17 protein-coding genes are annotated in these 18391 nt (G+C 60.5%); 15 read left to right on the top strand and 2 right to left on the bottom strand.

The window, feature by feature from the left end; translation table 11 throughout:
• Positions 1 to 26 precede the first annotated feature (26 nt).
• Complete coding sequence (locus tag P3T23_RS26800; protein WP_429319117.1) at positions 27 to 467, bottom strand: YybH family protein; 441 nt, start codon at positions 465 to 467, stop codon at positions 27 to 29.
• Positions 468 to 696: 229 nt separating this feature from the next.
• Between P3T23_RS26800 and P3T23_RS26805 the strand changes: the two genes are divergently transcribed.
• Positions 697 to 2397, top strand: coding sequence for an FAD-dependent oxidoreductase (locus P3T23_RS26805; protein WP_429319118.1), 1701 nt, complete (start codon positions 697 to 699; stop codon positions 2395 to 2397).
• A gap of 88 nt (positions 2398 to 2485) precedes the next feature.
• Here the strand turns inward: P3T23_RS26805 and P3T23_RS26810 are convergent, their stop codons facing one another.
• Positions 2486 to 2779, bottom strand: coding sequence for a YciI family protein (locus P3T23_RS26810; protein WP_408182548.1), 294 nt, complete (start codon positions 2777 to 2779; stop codon positions 2486 to 2488).
• Between the two features lie 234 nt (positions 2780 to 3013).
• On the opposite strand from P3T23_RS26810, the gene P3T23_RS26815 reads away from it, so the two are divergent.
• The 14 genes from P3T23_RS26815 (at position 3014) to P3T23_RS26880 (ending at position 18377) form a co-directional block, all read left to right on the top strand.
• Complete coding sequence (locus tag P3T23_RS26815) at positions 3014 to 4255, top strand: ABC transporter substrate-binding protein (protein WP_429319119.1); 1242 nt, start codon at positions 3014 to 3016, stop codon at positions 4253 to 4255.
• Positions 4256 to 4322: 67 nt separating this feature from the next.
• Positions 4323 to 5075 carry an ABC transporter ATP-binding protein gene (locus tag P3T23_RS26820; RefSeq protein WP_429319120.1) on the top strand — a complete coding sequence of 251 codons (753 nt, stop codon included), beginning with the start codon at positions 4323 to 4325 and terminating at the stop codon, positions 5073 to 5075.
• Positions 5068 to 5799 (top strand): ABC transporter ATP-binding protein, encoded by a 732-nt coding sequence (locus P3T23_RS26825; protein WP_408182552.1) that lies wholly within the window; start codon positions 5068 to 5070, stop codon positions 5797 to 5799. Before P3T23_RS26820 ends, P3T23_RS26825 begins: the two co-directional genes overlap by 8 nt.
• Positions 5800 to 5851: 52 nt before the next feature.
• Entirely contained in the window at positions 5852 to 7762 is a 1911-nt protein-coding gene (locus P3T23_RS26830) for an ABC transporter permease (RefSeq protein WP_429319121.1), read from the top strand.
• Between the two features lie 62 nt (positions 7763 to 7824).
• On the top strand, positions 7825 to 8691 hold the full coding sequence (locus P3T23_RS26835) for an SDR family oxidoreductase (RefSeq protein WP_429319122.1): 867 nt from the start codon (positions 7825 to 7827) through the stop codon (positions 8689 to 8691).
• 65 nt (positions 8692 to 8756) lie between these two features.
• Positions 8757 to 9545: an SDR family NAD(P)-dependent oxidoreductase gene (locus tag P3T23_RS26840; protein ID WP_429319123.1), complete on the top strand. Its 789-nt coding sequence runs from the start codon at positions 8757 to 8759 to the stop codon at positions 9543 to 9545.
• Positions 9546 to 9591: 46 nt separating this feature from the next.
• Entirely contained in the window at positions 9592 to 10368 is a 777-nt protein-coding gene (locus tag P3T23_RS26845) for an SDR family NAD(P)-dependent oxidoreductase (RefSeq protein ID WP_429319124.1), read from the top strand.
• Between the two features lie 157 nt (positions 10369 to 10525).
• Positions 10526 to 11785 carry an alpha/beta hydrolase gene (locus P3T23_RS26850; RefSeq protein WP_429319125.1) on the top strand — a complete coding sequence of 420 codons (1260 nt, stop codon included), beginning with the start codon at positions 10526 to 10528 and terminating at the stop codon, positions 11783 to 11785.
• A gap of 15 nt (positions 11786 to 11800) precedes the next feature.
• Complete coding sequence (locus P3T23_RS26855) at positions 11801 to 12664, top strand: VOC family protein (protein ID WP_429319126.1); 864 nt, start codon at positions 11801 to 11803, stop codon at positions 12662 to 12664.
• Between the two features lie 26 nt (positions 12665 to 12690).
• Positions 12691 to 14388 (top strand): AMP-binding protein, encoded by a 1698-nt coding sequence (locus tag P3T23_RS26860; protein WP_429319127.1) that lies wholly within the window; start codon positions 12691 to 12693, stop codon positions 14386 to 14388.
• Complete coding sequence (locus P3T23_RS26865; protein WP_429319128.1) at positions 14385 to 15164, top strand: maleate cis-trans isomerase family protein; 780 nt, start codon at positions 14385 to 14387, stop codon at positions 15162 to 15164. Before P3T23_RS26860 ends, P3T23_RS26865 begins: the two co-directional genes overlap by 4 nt.
• Before the next feature lies 1 nt (position 15165).
• Positions 15166 to 15663, top strand: a complete 498-nt coding sequence (locus tag P3T23_RS26870) for an acyl-CoA thioesterase (protein WP_429319129.1) — start codon at positions 15166 to 15168, stop codon at positions 15661 to 15663.
• 2 nt (positions 15664 to 15665) lie between these two features.
• Complete coding sequence (locus P3T23_RS26875) at positions 15666 to 16805, top strand: FAD-dependent monooxygenase (protein ID WP_429319130.1); 1140 nt, start codon at positions 15666 to 15668, stop codon at positions 16803 to 16805.
• 174 nt (positions 16806 to 16979) lie between these two features.
• Positions 16980 to 18377: an MFS transporter gene (locus P3T23_RS26880; protein WP_429319131.1), complete on the top strand. Its 1398-nt coding sequence runs from the start codon at positions 16980 to 16982 to the stop codon at positions 18375 to 18377.
• Positions 18378 to 18391: the final 14 nt, after the last annotated feature.

The raw sequence follows: 18391 nt of genomic DNA on the forward strand, positions 1-18391 counted from the left end.
CTAACTGTGGTGGATACAAACAAGCGTCATTGCGGTACAGGTGGCACCTCAGGGGTGGCGGAAAAATGATGATGAGCAATCAACCATCGTCCGCTGCGCCGCACAAGAAGCCACGTGGTGCGTAAGGTGGCAGCCGACGGTTTGCCACTGGCGAGCGTAAAGCGGAAGTTGCCGTAACCTTGAGCGAGAAACGCGTCGGGGCCGAGCTCGGTGATCACCTGGTCGACGAGTTCGAGCTGCGTCGAACTCAGCATGCCGATGTACGACGCGAAGTATCCGCGCACACCTTGCGTGCCGGTGGCCATGCCGGGCCGACCCGCGAACATCGTGGCGTCGTCGCTATACAGCGCGGTCAGGCCGTCGACGTCCCAATGCAGCGCCGCAGCATTCCATGCGCTTTCCATGGAACGCAGCGCCTCGCCTGCAGCGCTGGGCGCCTCTTTCACTGTGGTTTCTGTCGTGGACATGCTTGTCGCCTTTCAAAGGGGAGTGACAGACCGCGTCCGCGTCACGCCTGGTTCGGCCGCGATAGGCAGGATGTACTCATTTAACTTTGTGTTGACTCTAATGTCAATAGTTCGTCTAATGTGTCAAACGACGAGCGATGCAACGACCGAGTTCGCGCGATCATTGAGTCAAGGTGATCCCGCGAATCTTCCGCACGCCGACAACGCATTCAGACAAACGGAGGAAGACATGAGCGACATGGAGAACGTGACATGCGACGTGCTGGTGGTCGGCACCGGCGCGGGCGGTCTGGCGACGGCAATCACGGCAAAGAAGCAGGGGCTGAACGTCATAGTGGTCGAAAAACAGCCCGTATTCGGCGGCAGCACAGCGCTATCGGGTGGCTGGCTATGGGTGCCGAACAATCCGCTAGCACGCAGAGCCGGCATTGAAGACACGGTGGAGGCGGCCCGCGACTACGTCGAGCGCGAAGCCGGAAGGCACTTCGACGGGCCGCGCGTCGATGCTTTCCTCAGGCGCGCGCCGGCCATGGTTGAGTTTTTCGAGCGAGAGACGGAGGTCAGGTTCACGCTCGGAGCGGCTTTTCCCGACTATCATGCGGAGACGCCCGGCGCTTCTCACGGCGGCAGACCGATCTGCACTGAACCGTACGACGCCAATGAACTGGGCCCTCACGCAGCATTGCTGAGCCCGCCGATTCGCGGCATGACCTTTGTCGGCCTCACCTTTGGCTCCGGGCCGGACATGCGGCACTTTCTGAATGCGCTGTATTCGGTGAATTCGGCCTGGTACACGGCCAAACGCCTTGTCAAATATGGCCGGGACCTGCTGCTTCACGGGCGCAGCATGAAGCTCTTCAACGGTGCCGCACTGGCCGCGCGCCTGTACAAGTCGGCGGTCCAACTCGACATCCCGATCTGGTTAAGTACGCCCGTGACAGATCTGCTCGACGAGGGCGGCCGCGTCTATGGTGCCGTGACCACGCACGAAGGGCAGGTGAAGCGGGTCCGGGCGACCCGCGGCGTCGTTCTCGCGACGGGAGGTTTTCCCGGCGATCTCGCACGCCGCGAGGCTGTGTTTCCACACGCGCCCAGTTCGGCGGAACACATCACGATGGCGCCGGCCACCAACACCGGCGACGGCCTGCGCCTCGCGGAGTCGATTGGCGCCGCCACCAATATGACGTACCCGCACCTCGGCTCGTGGATGCCGGTATCGCGTGTTCCACTTGGCAATGGCCGGGAAACCGCCATCACGCATATTCTGGATCGCGGCAAACCCGGCATCATCGCGGTGCGCGCTGACGGCCGGCGCTTTACCAATGAAGGTGCCAACTATCACGATTTCGGCGCCGCCATGATCGGCGAGGCGCCCGGGCAGCGTCAGGCTGTTTTTCTTGTCGCCGATCACCGGGCGGTGCGCAAATACGGCCTTGGGTTTGCCAAACCGTTCCCTGTGCCGCTCAGTCCCTACCTGCGCTCCGGTTATCTGTTGCGCGGCGCGACCATCGAGACATTGGCGAAACGTGCGGGGATCGAAGCCGGTGGCCTCGCGCAGGCGATTCAGCAATTCAATCTGCACGCGCGCGACGGTCGCGATCCGGAGTTCCACAAGGGGGAGGCTGCCTACGATCGCTTCCAGGGCGATCCGCTGCATACGCCGAACCCATGCATTGGACCGCTCGACAAAGGGCCGTACTACGCCGTGCGGTTGATGCCCGGCGATATCGGCACGTTTGGCGGCCTGCGCACCGATACCCAGGGGCGTGTGCTCGACGAGCAGCGCCAGCCGATTGCGGGGTTGTACGCCGTAGGGAACGACATGGCGAGCATCTTCGGCGGCAGCTATCCGGGTGGCGGATCAACCCTCGGGCCAGCGATGACGTTTGGCTATATCGTCGGTCGACATCTTGCCGGGATCGACGACTGACAGTGAAAAGGCCGTTTGCGTCCCCCGCAAACGGCCTTTTTCACCGATGGTGCCGGCGCAGTGGCCTTCAGGCCGCTCCGAATCGCGCTTACATGCAGTTCTCGAAATTGAAGAACGACTTGCGCCACTGCACGACTTTCACCTCCTGAAACAGACCGCCTTTGTTGAAAGGATCACCGGCGGCGAATGCCTCGGCAACGGACCTGTCGTCAGTATCGATGATGATGATGCCGCCGTGCGGCACGCCCTCTGGATCGAGCATGGCGCCACCCGCGAGCATCAGATGTTTTCGCTCGCTCAGGTAGGCGACATGTTGTGGCCGCAGTTCAGTGCGCAGCGCGCCGCTGCCGGGTTTGTCAAAAGTGAGCATGGCATAGGGCATGAAACATTTCTCCTGTAGATAGACGACCAAGTAAGCATTGCGTGAATTCTACGATTACGTCAAAAAACAAACATACAAGTTAACCCTTGAAGCTAGCCTTTAACGTCGACCCCTCACGTTAACCCTTCGGGCATCAGGGTAAAAACGGACCATCGCTCGCTTGACGTTTTGACGGGTATGTCGAAATAATTGCATAAACGACAACCAGACATAAAATCAACTGGAGACGCAGTCATGAACTTCCCCCATTTCCTTACGAGCATCGGTAGGTCTTGTGCGATACCGCTGATGGTGTCTGCAGCCTTGACCGCGGCATGGCCCGCTGCCGCCCAGTCGAATGGCCCGCTGAAGATCGGCGTGCTGACCGACATGTCGTCGGCCTATAGCGACCTGGCCGGTAAGTACTCTGTGGCCGCCGCGCAGATGGCGATCGAGGATTTCGGCGGCACGGTCAACGGCCGCAAGATCGAACTGGTGACGGCCGACCACCAAATGAAACCTGCCGTAGGCTCGGCAATCCTGACGCAGTGGTTCGATCGCGACAACATTGCCGCCGTATTCAGTCTCGCGGGTTCGTCCGTCGCGATGGCTGCCTCGGCGATTGCGAAGACGCGTCCAACGCGCACTGTGGTCTACACGATCGCCCAGACCTCTGATCTGAACGGCAAGGTGTGCCTGCCGAATAGCATTCACTGGTCGCCCGATTTCTACGCGCTCGGTGTCCCGTCCACTCGCTATGTGAGCCAGAAGCTTGGCAAGGCGTGGTACGTCATGGTGCAGGACACCGCCGCCGGTGCGCCTGCCTACAACGCCGCGATCGAGGGCATCAAGAGCGGCGGTGGGCGCCTCGCGGGTGAAGTGCGTGTGCCGGTTAATGCAGGCGACGTGTCGTCATTTGTGTTGCAGGCGCAGGCGTTGCGACCTACCAGTCTTGCGGTTGGCTTCGGCGGCACTGACATGGTCAACGTCGTCAAGGCGGCGCACCAGTTCGGCATGACACAGGGCGGCGTCACGCTGGTCGCAAACGGGGGGCTGTTCGCGACGGACATCAAGGCGATGGGGCTTGACCAGGCGGCCGGCATTGTATTTGCCACCCCGTTCTATCCGGAGATGAATGCCGATGCACTCGCCTGGTCGAAGCGTTTCATGGCGAGAACGGGCGTCGTGCCCGCGTTTTCGCACGTTGCCGAGTATGAGGCCGTCACTCATTACCTCAAGGCAGTCCAGCAGACGAAAAGCGACGACGCCACGGTTGTCGTGCCGGCGATGAAAGCCATACCGGTCAACTCGTTCGCTGTCAAGAACGGCCATATCCGCGCTGACACCGAATTGATCCGTCCGATGTACCTCGCGAGAGTGAAGGCACCGTCGCAATCGAAATCGGTATTCGACTATGCCGAGCTGCTTGCCGTCGTGCCGCCCGAGGAAGCGTACTCGCCGCTAGCGCGTAGCGAATGCCCGTTGGTGAAAAAGTGATTTCGGGGCTTACGTCAACGCTTTCTCCTGGCGCATCCGGCTCACGCTACGACATAGAGGTAATTTCATGAGTCAGTACATTCTCGAAGCACGGGGGCTCGTCAAGCAATTCGGCGGCCACCTTGCTGTGGGAGGCGTGGATCTGCGTATTGAACGCGGCCACATTCATGCGCTGATCGGACCCAATGGGGCCGGCAAGACGACAGTATTCAACCTGCTGACAAAGTTCCTGCAACCGACCGCGGGCACCATCAGCTATCGCGACAACGACATTACGCATGCGCGGTCTGCCGAGGTTGCCCGTATCGGTATGGTGCGTTCGTTCCAGATCTCGGCGATCTTTCCGCACCTGACGGTGCTTGACAACCTGCGTCTTGCCCTACAACGCAAGCTCGGCACGGCGTTCCATTTCTGGCGCAACGAACGCAGCCTCGACGTACTCAACGAACGCGCCGAAGAATTGATCGCTGCAGTGGGTCTTGCCGACTACACGCACGCGGTAGCGGCCGACCTGTCGTATGGCCGCCGGCGCGCGCTTGAAATCGCCACAACGCTGTCGCTCGAGCCGGAGTTGCTACTGCTCGACGAGCCGATGGCCGGCCTCGGCCGGGAAGACATCGGCACCGTCTCGAACCTGATCGCCAAAGTCGGTGAACGCTATACGGTGCTGATGGTCGAGCACAACCTGTCCGTGGTCCAGGCATTGTCGAACCGGATCACCGTGATGGCGCGTGGCAAGGTGCTGGCCGAGGGGGCATACGCTGAGGTATCGAAAGATCCCGACGTTCGCGCCGCTTACATGGGGGCCGCCCATGACTGACGATACGACGCGCATCAAGACTGACGACGTTCTGCTGACAATACGGAACCTGCGTGCCTGGTATGGCGAATCACAGGTGTTGCATGGCATGAACTTTGAGATCGGACGTGGCGAGGTTGTCACGCTGCTTGGCCGCAACGGCGCAGGCAAATCGACGACGCTCAAGGCCATCATGGGCATCGTCGACCGTCGTGACGGTGAAATCCGGTTCGGCGGCCGCGAATGCACGACGCTGCCTTCTGAACGGATTGCGAAGCTGGGCATTGCCTATTGTCCGGAGGAGCGGGGGATCTATGCCAGCCTGACAGTCGGGGAAAACCTGCTGCTGCCGCCGGTGGTGGCCGACGGGGGCATGCCGGTCGACGAGATATACCAGATCTTCCCGAACCTGTACGAGCGCCGTCAGAGCCAGGGGACCTGCATGTCCGGCGGCGAACTGCAGATGCTCGCGATCGCCCGCATCCTTCGCACCGGAGCGCGGTTGTTGTTGCTCGACGAGCCAACTGAGGGTCTCGCCCCCGTCATTGTCGAGCAGATCGGGACGCTTATCGGCACCCTCAAACAACGCGGTTTCACCATCTTGCTGGTCGAGCAGAACGCTCACTTCGCAGCGGGCGTCGCAGATCGCCACTACATCGTCGAGCATGGCCGCGTGGTCGACATGATCCCGCGCGCCGCTTTCGACAGCAGTAGCCAGCGTGTCAATCAATACCTGTCGGTTTGAGGGCGGCGAGCCCCGGCATCGCAAGACATTTGATACGGACTAGGAGCAGAAGATGGACTCGTTACTCCAGGCTTTGCCGCCGCCCGCGGCGTTTTTCGGACAGTTGCTGATTGGTCTCATCAACGGTGGTTTTTACGCAATGCTTAGTCTCGGCCTTGCGGTGATCTTCGGCTTGCTCGGGATCGTGAACTTTGCGCATGGCGCGCAGTACATGCTGGGGGCGCTAGGCGCCTATGTACTGCTCGACACATTCGGCCTCGGGTACTGGCCCACGCTAGTCATCGCTCCCGTTCTGGTCGGCGCATTCGGCATCGTGCTCGAACGCACGCTCCTCAAGCGCATGTATCGGCTCAATCACCTGTACGGCATGTTGCTCACGTTTGGTATGTCGCTTGTGATCGAGGGACTCGTACGCTACAAGTTCGGCTCGACGGGTGTTCCCTATCCGATACCGCCTTCGCTTGGCGCAGCGTGGAATCTTGGCTTCATCTTTCTTCCCGCTTACCGCGTGTGGGTGATCGGTGCGGCGCTGTCGGTCTGCCTCGCGACGTGGTACGTGATCGAGCGTACATCGCTCGGCGCGCACCTGCGGGCGGCGACCGAGAATCCGAGGCTGACCCGCGCGTTCGGCATCAATGTGCCGCGCCTAGTTACACTGACCTACGGGTTCGGCGTGGGCCTCGCGGCACTCGCGGGCGTGATGGCGGCGCCGATTTACCAGGCCAACGCGCAGATGGGCTCGGACGTCATCATTGTCGTATTCGCGATCGTCGTGATAGGTGGGATGGGATCGATCATGGGGGCCATCATCTCGGGATTCGCACTCGGTGTGGCCGAAGGCCTGACGCGGGTCTTTTACCCCCAGGCCTCAACTACGGTCGTGTTCCTCATCATGGTCGTCGTGCTGCTGGTGCGACCGGCAGGGCTCTTCGGTAACGCGTTGCTGACCAGCCAGGGGCAGGCGGTGCACTGCGAACCGACGCGGCCGTTTTTCTCGCCGGCCACAACGCGCGTGTTGATCCTGCTTCTGCTCGCACTCGGCCTTGTGGCGCCTGCGCTCATCTATCCGGTGTTCCTGATGAAGGTGCTGTGCTTCGGACTGTTTGCCAGCGCGTTCAACCTGTTGCTTGGCTACGGCGGCATGTTGTCGTTCGGTCATGCGGCTTTCTACGGGTTCGCCGGCTATGTGACCGCGCATTGCATGAAGGAGTACGGCTTCGACCCGTTGCTCGGCGTGCTGGCCGGCGCGGCCGTTGCAGCGATGATGGGACTGGCGTTCGGCTTCGTCTCAATTCGCCGGCAGGGCATCTATTTCTCGATGGTGACGCTTGCGCTCGCACAGCTTGTCTACTTCTTTTCGTTGCAGGCGCCGTTCACGCATGCCGACGAGGGCATCCAGGATGTGCCGCGCGGCATGCTGTTTGGGAGGATTGACCTCAGCAACACCACGGCGCTGTACTACTTCGTGTTCGTCATCTGCGTGGGTGGCCTGTGGGTCATCTATCGCGCAATTCATTCGCCTTTCGGTAACGTGCTGAAAGGCATCCGGGAGAACGAGCAGCGTGCAATCTCGCTGGGCTACGAGACGCATTACTTCAAGCTGCTCACGTTCGTCCTGTCAGCGACGATGGCGGGTGTGGCCGGTTCGCTCGATTCATTGGTGTTCCAGCTGGCGTCGCTCAACAACGTTCACTGGTCGATGTCAGGACTCGCGATCCTGATGGCGATTCTGGGCGGCGTGGGCACGTTCTCTGGGCCGATCGTTGGCGCGGTCGTCGCGGCGGCGATGGAGAATTACCTGGCGGCGCTGGGCGCGTGGGTGACGGTTATTCAGGGCGCGATCTTTATGGTTTGTGTGCTTGTGTTCCGGCGCGGGATCGTGGGCGAAGCTGCCCGGTTGTTTAGTCGGCGCGCGCCGGTACCGCCGAAGGCGAACGAAGAACTCGTCGCCAAAACGTTGTAGACGCGCGCTGTGTCATTCGTGATGTGGCCGATGTTTCCTTGCCCTTTTATGGAGTCGATGAGATGACAACTGTGGGAAATAGCACGATCGACGACATCTCCTCCGGGTTTCGCCGTCGCGCAGTCGTCACGGGCGCGGCGCGCGGGCTTGGCCGTGCGATGGCGAATGGGCTCCTCGACACTGGCCACACTGTGCTGTTTGTCGACCGTGATGCCCAGCAGGTCGCGGAAGCGGTTGCTCAGGCAAATGGGCAGCGCGGCACGGCCAATGCCTTCAGCTTCGCCTGTGACCTGACGCAACCCGGTGCAGTCGCCGACGCAATGTTCAGGGCAGACGAAACGCTTGGCGGCATCGACATCCTGGTCAACAACGCGGGTGTGGGGCCGTCCCTTGTCAGCACGGATTACTTCGACAGTCCACCTTCGTTTGTCGATCTATCCGATGACATGGTGCGGTTGTTCTTCGAGATCAATGCTGTCGCGCCGTTTCTGCTCGCGATTCACGCCGCGCGGCGCATGCGTGCGCAAAACTGGGGGCGTGTTGTGAATGTCACGACTAGCCATGAATCGATGATGCGACGCGGCTTCGCACCATACGGCGGCTCGAAGGCGGCGCTCGAATCGCATTCGGCCATCATGGCCCAGGACCTTGCCGGCACCGGCGTTACCGTCAACGTACTCGTGCCGGGCGGTCCTGCGGATACGCCGATGATTCCCCCGGAGGCGGGTTTCGACCGATCGATGCTGGTGCCGCCGCAAGCGCTGATCGCGCCGCTCGCTTGGCTAGTGTCGGAAGGCAATGCGGCGCCAAACGGCAAGCGGGTGCTGGCCGCCACCTGGACGCCTGAGGCGGCCACGGCAGCCGGCGATGCTTCGGTTGCGCCAATCGGTTGGCCGCTCATCGGCAGAACGATCATGCCGAACCCATAGCCGTTACACCACTACCCCACTACGCAACGCATCGCAGTGTCATCGAATTCATCACAGGAAGCAGCATGCAGACATTTCAGGAAAAGGTTGTGATTGTCACTGGCGGCGCCCGCGGCATGGGCCGCGTCGAGTCGACCTTGTTCGCCGGGGGTGGCGCTTACGTTGCGATCTGTGACGTCACGCCCGAGGAAGGCGAGCAGAGCGCCTCCGAGTTGCGGGAGCGAGGGCTGCAAGCGCGTTTTTTCAAGCTCGACGTGACATTGCAGGAAAACTGGAGCCAGGTGATCGCAGCAGTGCTGGAGTGGCGCGGGCGTATTGACGTCCTGGTCAACAATGCGGGCATTCTCTTTCGCAAGACGATCTCGAACTATCCCGAAGCCCAGTGGCGCCGGGTACTCGACGTCAACCTCACCGGCACCTTTCTCGGTGTGAGCCAGGTCGCACCGACCATGTGCGCACAACGCAGCGGTGCGATTGTCAATATCGCGTCCAATGCAGCACTGTCCGGACACTCGGACCCTGCCTATACGGCGAGTAAATGGGGCGTGCGCGGTTTGACGAAGTCTGCAGCGCTCGAATTCGCGGCGTTCAACGTCCGTGTCAATTGTGTTTGCCCAGGGCTTGTCGTGACCGACATCAATCGCCATTCACCGCATCTGCGGCCGATGATCGATATGACACCGGTCGGCCGCGCGGTCGAAGCCGATGAGATCGCATCGGTCGTCGCGTTCCTGGCGAGCCCGGCGTCCGGGGGCATCACAGGTGAGGAGATCGTCGTGGACGGTGGCTTTACAGCAGGCGCCGCCTACTGGAAGGTGGCTAGCCAGGCAGGTCTGTATCAGATACCCAAATGAGCATCGCATCCATCGCAATATTTCATATCCACGCAAGGGGTTTATAGTGAGTCTGTCCACTTTTGAAGGCAAGTCGATATTGGTCGTCGGCGGAGGTGCGCGCGACGGCATTGGATTTGCAACCGCACAGATGCTGGCCGAGCAGGGTGCCCGCATCGCGTTGGCCGATCTCGATGATGAACGAGTACGTGAACTCGTGGCCGATCTGCCGGGTTCCGAGCGACATTCTGCCTACGCACTCGATGTCACGGACGAAGCCGCGATTGCGCAAGTCGTTGAGACGGTCGCGCAGCACCACGGTGCGATCGATGGCCTCGTCGTTTCGGCTGGTCTGTATTCGCCTGAGTCTTTTACGGCGACTTCACGCGCCACCTGGGACCGCCTGTTCGCGGTTAACGCCACCGGTGCGTTTCTGGTCTCGCAGACCGTCGCGAAACGCATGGTGGAGTGGGGCCGCGGACGCATTGTTCTGGTTGCGTCTATCGGCGCGCGCCAGCCGCAGCTGACCGCGGCGGCTTACGGCGCGTCGAAAGCCGCAGTGATCCAGTTGGGCCGTTACATGGCACTGGAACTGGCCCGGAAGAACATTACGGTTAACATTGTGTGTCCCGGCTCGACCGCCACGTCGATGATGGGCACCGATCCGGTCCGGCACGAGATAGCGATCAACGGCAATCTCGCGCAATGGCGGCTCGGCATTCCACTGGGGCGCATGGCTGAGGCGTCCGATCAGGCAGCAGCAGTTACGTTTCTTCTTGGCGAAACCGGCCGCCACATCACCGGGCAAGTGGTAACGGTTGACGGTGGGCAGTCGTTTCTCTAGCCTGGGCTTGGTGCGATAGCAGGCGCGGGCGCATTTTGGCCCGACAGCGCGGAGCAGTGTGGTGGACTTCGAAGAATACAGTCAAATTTATTTGTCTAAAATTTGACGTTGACGTCAAAAAAGCTATACTGACGTCAACGGATACGGAGACATTGATATGAGCAACATACCAGCCGGCGCAGTTCTCGAACGTCCTCATACGTTGACGATCGACTGGTTTCCTGACACTTTGCCGCCAGCCACACAACAGACCAGCGTGACACTTCGCACCGAAGATGGTGCGGCCACGTGCGGCGTGTTATATCGCGGCGCGTCGACGAAAACGGTCGTTTGTCTGATGCATCCACGCGAGAACTTCACGTTCCACTACCTGATTCCCGGACTGCTGCGCGCGGGCGCGTCGGTCTGGGCACAAGCGGCGCGCTCGGTCGGCAACGACCTCCGGCTCGAGCATGAACTTGCCCTGCACGACGTCGCGGCCGGCTTATGCTATCTCCGCGAAACGGGCTTCGAGCGCATCGTGTTGCTCGGCAATTCGGGCGGTTCGGGGCTCTATAGCTTCTACATTCAGCAATCGGCATTGCCCGCGCAAGACCGGATCACGAAGACGCCTGGTGGTCGCGCTACACATCTGGCGAATGCGACCATGCCGATGGTGGACGGCATGATCTATCTGGCTCCGCATCCGGGGCAGGGGCGTTTGTTGATGGGGTGCATCGATCCGTCGGTTACTGACGAAGGCGATGCGCTGTCGATTGACGATACGCTGAACCCCTTCAACCCCGAGAACGGCTATTCCCGCGAACCGGGGGCGACGCGCTATAGCGCTGAGTTCGTCTCCCGCTATCGCGATGCGCAGCGGGACCGCGTAGCGCGCCTTGACCGGATGGCCCGGCAACTGATCGCCGTGCGCCAGGACGCGAGGCAAGCCGTGAAAGACAAGCTAGCGACCCACCGGCAGAAGCTTGAGGCCAACCACACGCCGATCATGACCGTGTGGCGTACGGATGCCGACCTACGCTGTCTGGATCCGTCGCTTGATCCGTCCGACCGCAAGCCCGGTTCGCTGTGGTCGCCGAATCCGGTGATCTCGAACTATGGTTCGGTGGGCTTTGGACGCTTGTGTTCTCCGGAGTCCTGGCTCTCCACATGGTCCGGTCTGTCGTCGAATGCGGCGTTGGAAGCAACCGCGCCTTCGGTCACCGTGCCCTCGTTGCTGGTCGAATACACCGGCGATCAAACGACTTTTCCATTAGCCATTGCCGACATTTTTTCCCGTATCGGTTCGACCGACAAGACCCACGTTCGCGTGCGCGGCGATCATCACGGCCGACCGCTGGATGACGGGGATGAACCCGGCCGGGCAATTGCCGCGCGCTCGGTCGGCGAATGGCTGCATCAACGGTCTTTCTTATAACTCGGGAGTTGACGAATGAATCAATCAGTACCGCTCAGACTTTCGGGGGTCGACCACACGGCGCGTCCGACGTGGAAGCTGCGCGAAACCATCGAGTTCTATCGCGACACGTTGGGTCTGCCGCTCGTCCATACGATCTCCGCGCGAGGCTGGGGTCCGGAGAGTCATCCGGATTTCCTGCACTTTTTCTTCGATAGCGGCAACGGCAGCACGATTGCCTTTTTCTACTATCTGGGCGAACCGCGACCGCAAGAACGCCCCTTGATGCCGCCTACGCCAGATGACCATGTATTCGATGCGACGCACACCGCCTGGCTGACCGACAGCACGGAACAGCTGCTCGCGTGGAAGGAGATGCTCGAGGTCAAGGGTGTCGAGGTCTCATCGACCACCCAGCATGAAGTGATCGAATCGATCTATTTTCGCGACCCAAACGGCTACTTCATCGAGATCACGGTCAAGCTGCGCGAACTGCAATCGCTGGACGCGCGGGATGCGGCGCTAACACTTGAGGCGGCGATCATGGCAGAGCAGATCGCCAGTGACCATGCAGGGCGAGTCCGGGAGATTGATACTGTGTGGCAGGAAAAGGGCAGACTGTTGAGTGGGCAGTGCGGCATAAAGTGCGAAGGCCCGGGCATTTTCGTGCCGGCGCTGGTGGAATTCGCAAGCGTGGTTGATGCAGCGCGGCACAAATCGGAGTATCGCGTCTCGCAACCGTCGCCGGGTTACTTCCTGATTGAATCGAACGAGACGCTCGAATTCAACCGCAAGGAACTGGGTTTGAAACCGGCCGTCTGGTATGGACTCTTCACCGGCGGGTTGTGTGGGCGTATTGACACGTTTGACAAAGACCGCGTTCGCATCGTCGAACAATAAGAGCGGGTCGACTGGAGAAGACAGACATGGCAGGTATCCATTATCCGCTCGAAGGCGTCGCGTATTGCGAGCCGTCGATCGCTCAGCATTATTTTCAGGTGGGGGCATGGAAAGACAGAACGTTCGGTCAGGCGCTCGCCGAGACGGCGCAACGCCTTCCCGACAAGCCGGCCCTGATCAGCGACGAACGCAGCATCACATTTCGTGCGCTGGATGAACAAAGCGACCGTCTGGCCGCTGCCTTGCTCAAACTTGGACTCGAACCCGGCGCACGCGCAGTGTTCCAGATGGGCACGACGATCGACACCGCACTGGCTTTATGTGCGTGTTACAAGAGCGGTATTGTTCCGGTTTGTGCGTTGCCGCAGTATCGCGAGGTCGAGATCGGCAAGCTGGCGAGCTTGTCGTTGCCGCAAGCCTATTTCGTGCAGGCCGACGCGGCACAGTTCGATCTGGTCGGTTTTGGACGGAAGATGTGTGCCGAACATCCGTCGTTCAAAAATCTGTTCGTTGCGCGTGGTGATGCGCCCGCTGGGACGCACTCAATGTCCGCGTTACTGGAATCGGTCTCGCTGGATGAGGCGAGGACCACTCTACGCGGTGTGCACATCGGCTCGGAAGACGTCCTGAGCTTCCAGCTCTCAGGCGGCACGACAGGAGTGCCCAAAATCATCCCGCGTTTTCACGCGGAATACCTCGCGCATGCCGAAGCGTGGGCGAGGCACGTGGAGGCGGGTGAACACGCCACGTTGATCTGGTCGCTGCCTTTGCTTCACAACGCGGCGCATCTGTATGCGCTCGTGCCCACGATATCCCTTGGGCAAACCACCGTACTCATGCCGAAGGTCGATATCGTACGGATGGCGGAATTGATCGAGCAGCATCGCGTGACGCATGCTGTTTCGATCGGACCCGTCGCGCCGCAGATCATGGCGTGTGCAGAGGTGCTTGATTACGACCTGTCGTCGCTCAAGCTGTTCTTTTGTCTGACTCGGGCCGATGCGCTCGAAACGTTCCTCGGCGTGACCAGTTCGAACATGTACGGTACGACAGAAGGATTGCTGATCGGCTCTGGCCCGGCAACTAACGCATTCGTCCGTCATCACACGCACGGGCGCTCGGGTTGTGATCATGACGAACTCGTTCTGCTCAATGCCGATAACGAATCGCCCGTCGCGCCTGGCGAAATGGGTGAGCTATGTTTTCGCGGCCCGTCCAGCCTGAGAGGCTACTACAACGCACCGGAGGCTAATGCCACGGCCTTCACGTCGAACGGTTTCTTCCGGACCGGGGACATGATGCGCACGCATGTCATCGACGGCGTGACCTACTTTTCGTTCGAAGGGCGCCTGCGCGACAACATCAATCGCGGTGGCGAGAAGATCGGCGCCGAAGAAGTCGAGGCGTTTCTGAGCCGCCACCCGGCCGTACTGGACGCAAAACTCGTGGCGATGCCCGATCCGTTTTATGGAGAAAAAGGCTGCGCGTTTCTGATCATCCGTGAAGGACATGCCGCGCCCGATATCCCGCAGATGATCGAATTCCTCTCGTCGCAGGGGCTCGCGAAGTTCAAGTGTCCGGAGCGGATTGAAATCGTCGACGCGTTTCCGGTGACACGGGTTGGCAAAGTCGACAAACCGGCGATGCGCCGGATCATTGCCGAAACGATCGAGGCCGAAACCGCGGCGAACCTTTTCACTTTCCAGACAGGATCAATGACATGAGCAAGATCGTCTACCGGATCGGCCAGATCGTGCCGAGTTCGAACACCACGATGGAAACCGAAGTGCCTGCCTTGTTGCGACGCCGTGAAACGCTGGCGCCGGAGCGCTTCACGTTTCATTCGAGCCGCATGCGCATGCATAAAGTGACGAAGGAAGAACTCGTTGCGATGAACAAGGAAGGTTTGCGATGCGCTGCAGAACTCGCCGACGCTCGCATGGACGTGATGAGCACGGCCTGTCTTGTGGCGATCATGGCGATGGGACCGGGATATCACCGCACGGTGGAGAGGGAGTTGGCGGAGGTGGCCAAAGCCAATCAGTGCGATGCTGCAGTGATGACTTCAGCGGGTGCGCTCATAGAAGGCCTGAAGATCATGGGCGCCCGCAGAATTTCGTTGATGGCGCCCTACATGAAGCCGCTAACCAAACTGGTGGTGGAGTACATCGAGAGCGAAGGGATCGAGGTGGTCGATGCGCTGTCATTCGAAATTCCCGATAACCTGGACGTGGGGCGGCGAGACCCCATGCAGCTTCTGCAAGACGTGGAAAGGCTTTACGTGGCGAATGTCGATGTCGTCGTCGCGTCGGCGTGTGTACAGATGCAATCGCTGCCGGCCATCGACGCGATCCAGACCCGGCTCGGGGTTCCCGTGACGTCAACCGCGGTGTGCACGACACGACGGATGCTCGACAGGCTGGGACTCGACGCGAAGATTCCGGGTGGAGGCGAGTTGCTGACTGAGTTTGCACTCCCTGTAGTGCCGGCTGAGGCCTGACATGACCGCCTTCGAGGGTTTCGACACAGGCCCGTCGGAGTGGCTGATCAGTGGTCAGCCCTTCGTGGTGCGCCGGCGCGTGAAATGGGCGGAGTGCGATCCGGCCGGGGTGGTGTACACGGTCAATTTTAGCGAATACGTGATTTCCGCGGCAAATCGCTTCTACGCTTTCCTGCTTGGCGCCCCGGTTGAAGCGGGCAAGGACGCCCATTCATTCGGCACACCGGTCAAGGCGCTTAGCTTTGTGTTCAACCAGAGCCTGAAGCCGGATGAACTGTTCGACGTGAGCGTGACCGTCATGGACGTGCGCGAACGTTCCTTCGACCTCGCGATAGCGGGAACCACGGTGACCGGTGAGAACATTTTCTCGGCGACGCTGAGTCCAATTTGCATAGCCCGGCCCGAACGCCGCTCGATCGCCATACCACCGGAATTTCGCAACCGTTTGTTGGAAGTCGCCGCACAACGCACGGCGCTCGAATTAGAAGCAGGAGACTGAGGATGGACATCAATATCGTAGGAGCAGGGCCGGGCGGGCTATTTTTCTCGTATCTGGTCAAGCGCCGCTTTCCGGAATGGACGGTCCGGGTTTTCGAACAGAATGACGCCAGCGCAACTTACGGTTGGGGCGTGGTGTTCTCGGATGTCGCGCTATCGTTTCTCGAGAAATCGGACCCCGAGTTTTTCCGTCGCTTTACCGCCGGCCACGTGCGTTCGGAGCATATGGAAATCGTCCATCGTGGCGTGCATGTGCCGATTCATGGGAATTGCTTTTCGCGGGTCGCCCGCATTGCCTTGCTGCAGTTCCTGCATGCGGAATGCGGATCGGCGGGTGTCGATCTACGTTTCAACGCTCGCGTGGATGACCTGGGTGCATTGCGCCAGGCCGATCTAGTGGTGGTTGCCGAGGGTGTGAACAGCCGGACTCGCACGCAGTATGCGGATGCCTTCAGGCCCTCGTTCGTGCAGCGTCGAAACAAATTTGCCTGGTACGGAACGAGCAAGCCGTTTCACGCTGTCTCGCTGATCTTTCGCGAAACCGGGTTCGGTGTCTTTATCGCTCATAGTTACCAGTACAGCGACCGGATGAGTACGTTTCTGATCGAGACGGATCCGCAGACATGGGCTCGCGCCGGACTGGGCGAGATGAGCGATGCAGACAGCCGTGCCTTCTGCGAACAGGTTTTCGCCGGCGACCTGGACGGACACGGGCTGTTGTCGAACAAGTCCACATGGTTTGAAGCCGTGACCGTTAAAAACGAGAACTGGCATCACGAGAACATGATTCTGATCGGCGATGCACTGCGTTCGGTGCACTTCTCGCTCGGCTCCGGTACGCGTATGGCGATGGAAGATTCGATCGCGCTATACGAAGGTCTGTGTGCCCATACGACTGATCTCGAAGCTGCATTCGCGCATTTCGAGGCGTCGCGCCGCACTGCTTCAGATCGCTTCCAGCTGGCCGCGGCAAAGAGTCTTGACTGGTATGAGAACTTGGGCGACAAGCTGCATCTCGATCCGATCGGCTTCACTTACGACTATATGCGCCGTACCGGACGTGTCACGCATGATGATTTGCGCAAGCGTGATCCCGAGTTCGTTCGCCGATATGAACTGATTCACGGTGAGCCAGTGAACTGAGGTTCCGGCTGCGGTGGGTCTGTTTTTTTTTTGTTCGTTATTTGTCGGTGTCGTCAAATAAAAGATGTGAAAGTCAATCGAATGGCGACCACGGTTGTCACGGGGACGACGGGTCCGTCCGGGTCCGCTCACGCGAATTCGCATCGAATATAGAAATCAGGTTGGGAGACAGTCATGGCATCGCCTGGTGAAGAGAGCGCTTTTTCGTTGTTTGACGGCCGGCCTGTTAGCGCGATGCAGTGGCGCGTGCTCGGTCTATGCGCGTTGTGCATGGTGATCGACGGCTTTGATGTTCAGGCTATGGCTTACGCCGCTCCGGCCTTGATAAAAGCCTGGGGCGCAAGTCGCTCCGTGTTGGGGCCGGTGTTCGCCGCCGGGTTGCTGGGCATGTTCGCCGGATCACTGGTGCTCGCGGGATTTGCTGATGCGATCGGCCGTCGTCCGATGCTGATCGCGGCGACCGCCTGGATAGCGACGTGCATGGTGCTGACCCCTTTCGCCAATTCGATCGGCGCACTGATCGGTATTCGTTTTGCTGCCGGCATTGGCATGGGCGCAATCGTGCCGAACGCGATGGCTCTCGCGGGCGAATACAGCCCGGCACGCATCCGCGTCAGCCTGATGATGGCGGTATCGTCGGGTTACATCGTCGGCGGTGTGGTGGGCGGTGGGATTGCGGCGCTGGTGATCGCGCCGTTCGGCTGGGGTGGCGTTTTTTACGCGGGAGCGTTGCTCACGGTGCTGCTGTCGCTTGTGATGTTCGCGGTACTTCCCGAATCGCTGCAATTTAGCCTGCTTCGTCACCCGCAGACGCCACGTACGTTGCTGCTGCTGCACCGGGTGGCTCCGGGGGCCGCCATGCCCACCATGCCCTCCATGTTGTCAACCAGCAAGGCACGCAGCGGCAACGCGCTGGCGCCGCTGCTGGGCGAGAACCGTCGGATCGTCACACCGCTGCTCTGGGCCGGGAACTTCGCCAACATGCTCTGCGCGTACTTCCTCGCCGCATGGATCCCCGTGCTAATGAGCGGCGCGGGCTATTCGTCCAATCGAGCGGTGTTGGCGGGCACAGCGCTTTGGCTTGGCGGACTGGTGGGTAATTTCGCGCTCGGCGTGCTGATAGACCGGCGCGGCTTTGCTGCGGTGTTGTTTGCCAATTTCGCCCTTGGCGGCATTGCGATTGTGGGCATCAGTTACTTTCACACGATGCCGCTGGCCGCCGTCCTGTGCATCGCACTAGCGGGATTTTGCATTCTGGGCGGTCAGTCCGGTCTGAATGCGCTCGCGGTCGCGATCTATCCGACCAGGGCGCGTGCTACCGGCGCGGGCTGGGCGCTCGGTTTCGGCCGGCTCGGTGCGGTGCTGGGGCCGCTAGCCGGCGGGCAGTTGATGGCGCTCGCGTGGAGCGTCGATCGGACCTTGCTCGTCTCGGCCGTACCGACTGTGCTGGCGGCGGTGGCGGTCGGCACGCTTGGTCGCCTGCATGAGCGACGTGTCAAGCAGATTCCGGCTTACCCGGAGACGCTGCCGGTCCGGCACAACACGACCAATCCGCTGGACAAAGAGGCATAGCCGACGCCCGAACG

It is taken from the genome of Paraburkholderia sp. GAS448, assembly GCF_050435685.1.
GTDB lineage: Bacteria > Pseudomonadota > Gammaproteobacteria > Burkholderiales > Burkholderiaceae > Paraburkholderia.

Bases quoted from the DNA above. Each gene is read 5' to 3' on its own strand.
- P3T23_RS26840 (WP_429319123.1), top strand. From the start codon at position 8,757: ATGCAGACATTTCAGGAAAAGGTTGTGATTGTCACTGGCGGCGCCCGC.
- P3T23_RS26855 (WP_429319126.1), top strand. From the start codon at position 11,801: ATGAATCAATCAGTACCGCTCAGACTTTCGGGGGTCGACCACACGGCG.
- P3T23_RS26820 (WP_429319120.1), top strand. From the start codon at position 4,323: ATGAGTCAGTACATTCTCGAAGCACGGGGGCTCGTCAAGCAATTCGGC.
- P3T23_RS26860 (WP_429319127.1), top strand. From the start codon at position 12,691: ATGGCAGGTATCCATTATCCGCTCGAAGGCGTCGCGTATTGCGAGCCG.
- P3T23_RS26825 (WP_408182552.1), top strand. From the start codon at position 5,068: ATGACTGACGATACGACGCGCATCAAGACTGACGACGTTCTGCTGACA.
- P3T23_RS26800 (WP_429319117.1), bottom strand. From the start codon at position 467: ATGTCCACGACAGAAACCACAGTGAAAGAGGCGCCCAGCGCTGCAGGC.
- P3T23_RS26875 (WP_429319130.1), top strand. From the start codon at position 15,666: ATGGACATCAATATCGTAGGAGCAGGGCCGGGCGGGCTATTTTTCTCG.
- P3T23_RS26830 (WP_429319121.1), top strand. From the start codon at position 5,852: ATGGACTCGTTACTCCAGGCTTTGCCGCCGCCCGCGGCGTTTTTCGGA.
- P3T23_RS26870 (WP_429319129.1), top strand. From the start codon at position 15,166: ATGACCGCCTTCGAGGGTTTCGACACAGGCCCGTCGGAGTGGCTGATC.
- P3T23_RS26815 (WP_429319119.1), top strand. From the start codon at position 3,014: ATGAACTTCCCCCATTTCCTTACGAGCATCGGTAGGTCTTGTGCGATA.
- P3T23_RS26850 (WP_429319125.1), top strand. From the start codon at position 10,526: ATGAGCAACATACCAGCCGGCGCAGTTCTCGAACGTCCTCATACGTTG.
- P3T23_RS26880 (WP_429319131.1), top strand. From the start codon at position 16,980: ATGGCATCGCCTGGTGAAGAGAGCGCTTTTTCGTTGTTTGACGGCCGG.
- P3T23_RS26865 (WP_429319128.1), top strand. From the start codon at position 14,385: ATGAGCAAGATCGTCTACCGGATCGGCCAGATCGTGCCGAGTTCGAAC.
- P3T23_RS26810 (WP_408182548.1), bottom strand. From the start codon at position 2,779: ATGCCCTATGCCATGCTCACTTTTGACAAACCCGGCAGCGGCGCGCTG.
- P3T23_RS26805 (WP_429319118.1), top strand. From the start codon at position 697: ATGAGCGACATGGAGAACGTGACATGCGACGTGCTGGTGGTCGGCACC.
- P3T23_RS26835 (WP_429319122.1), top strand. From the start codon at position 7,825: ATGACAACTGTGGGAAATAGCACGATCGACGACATCTCCTCCGGGTTT.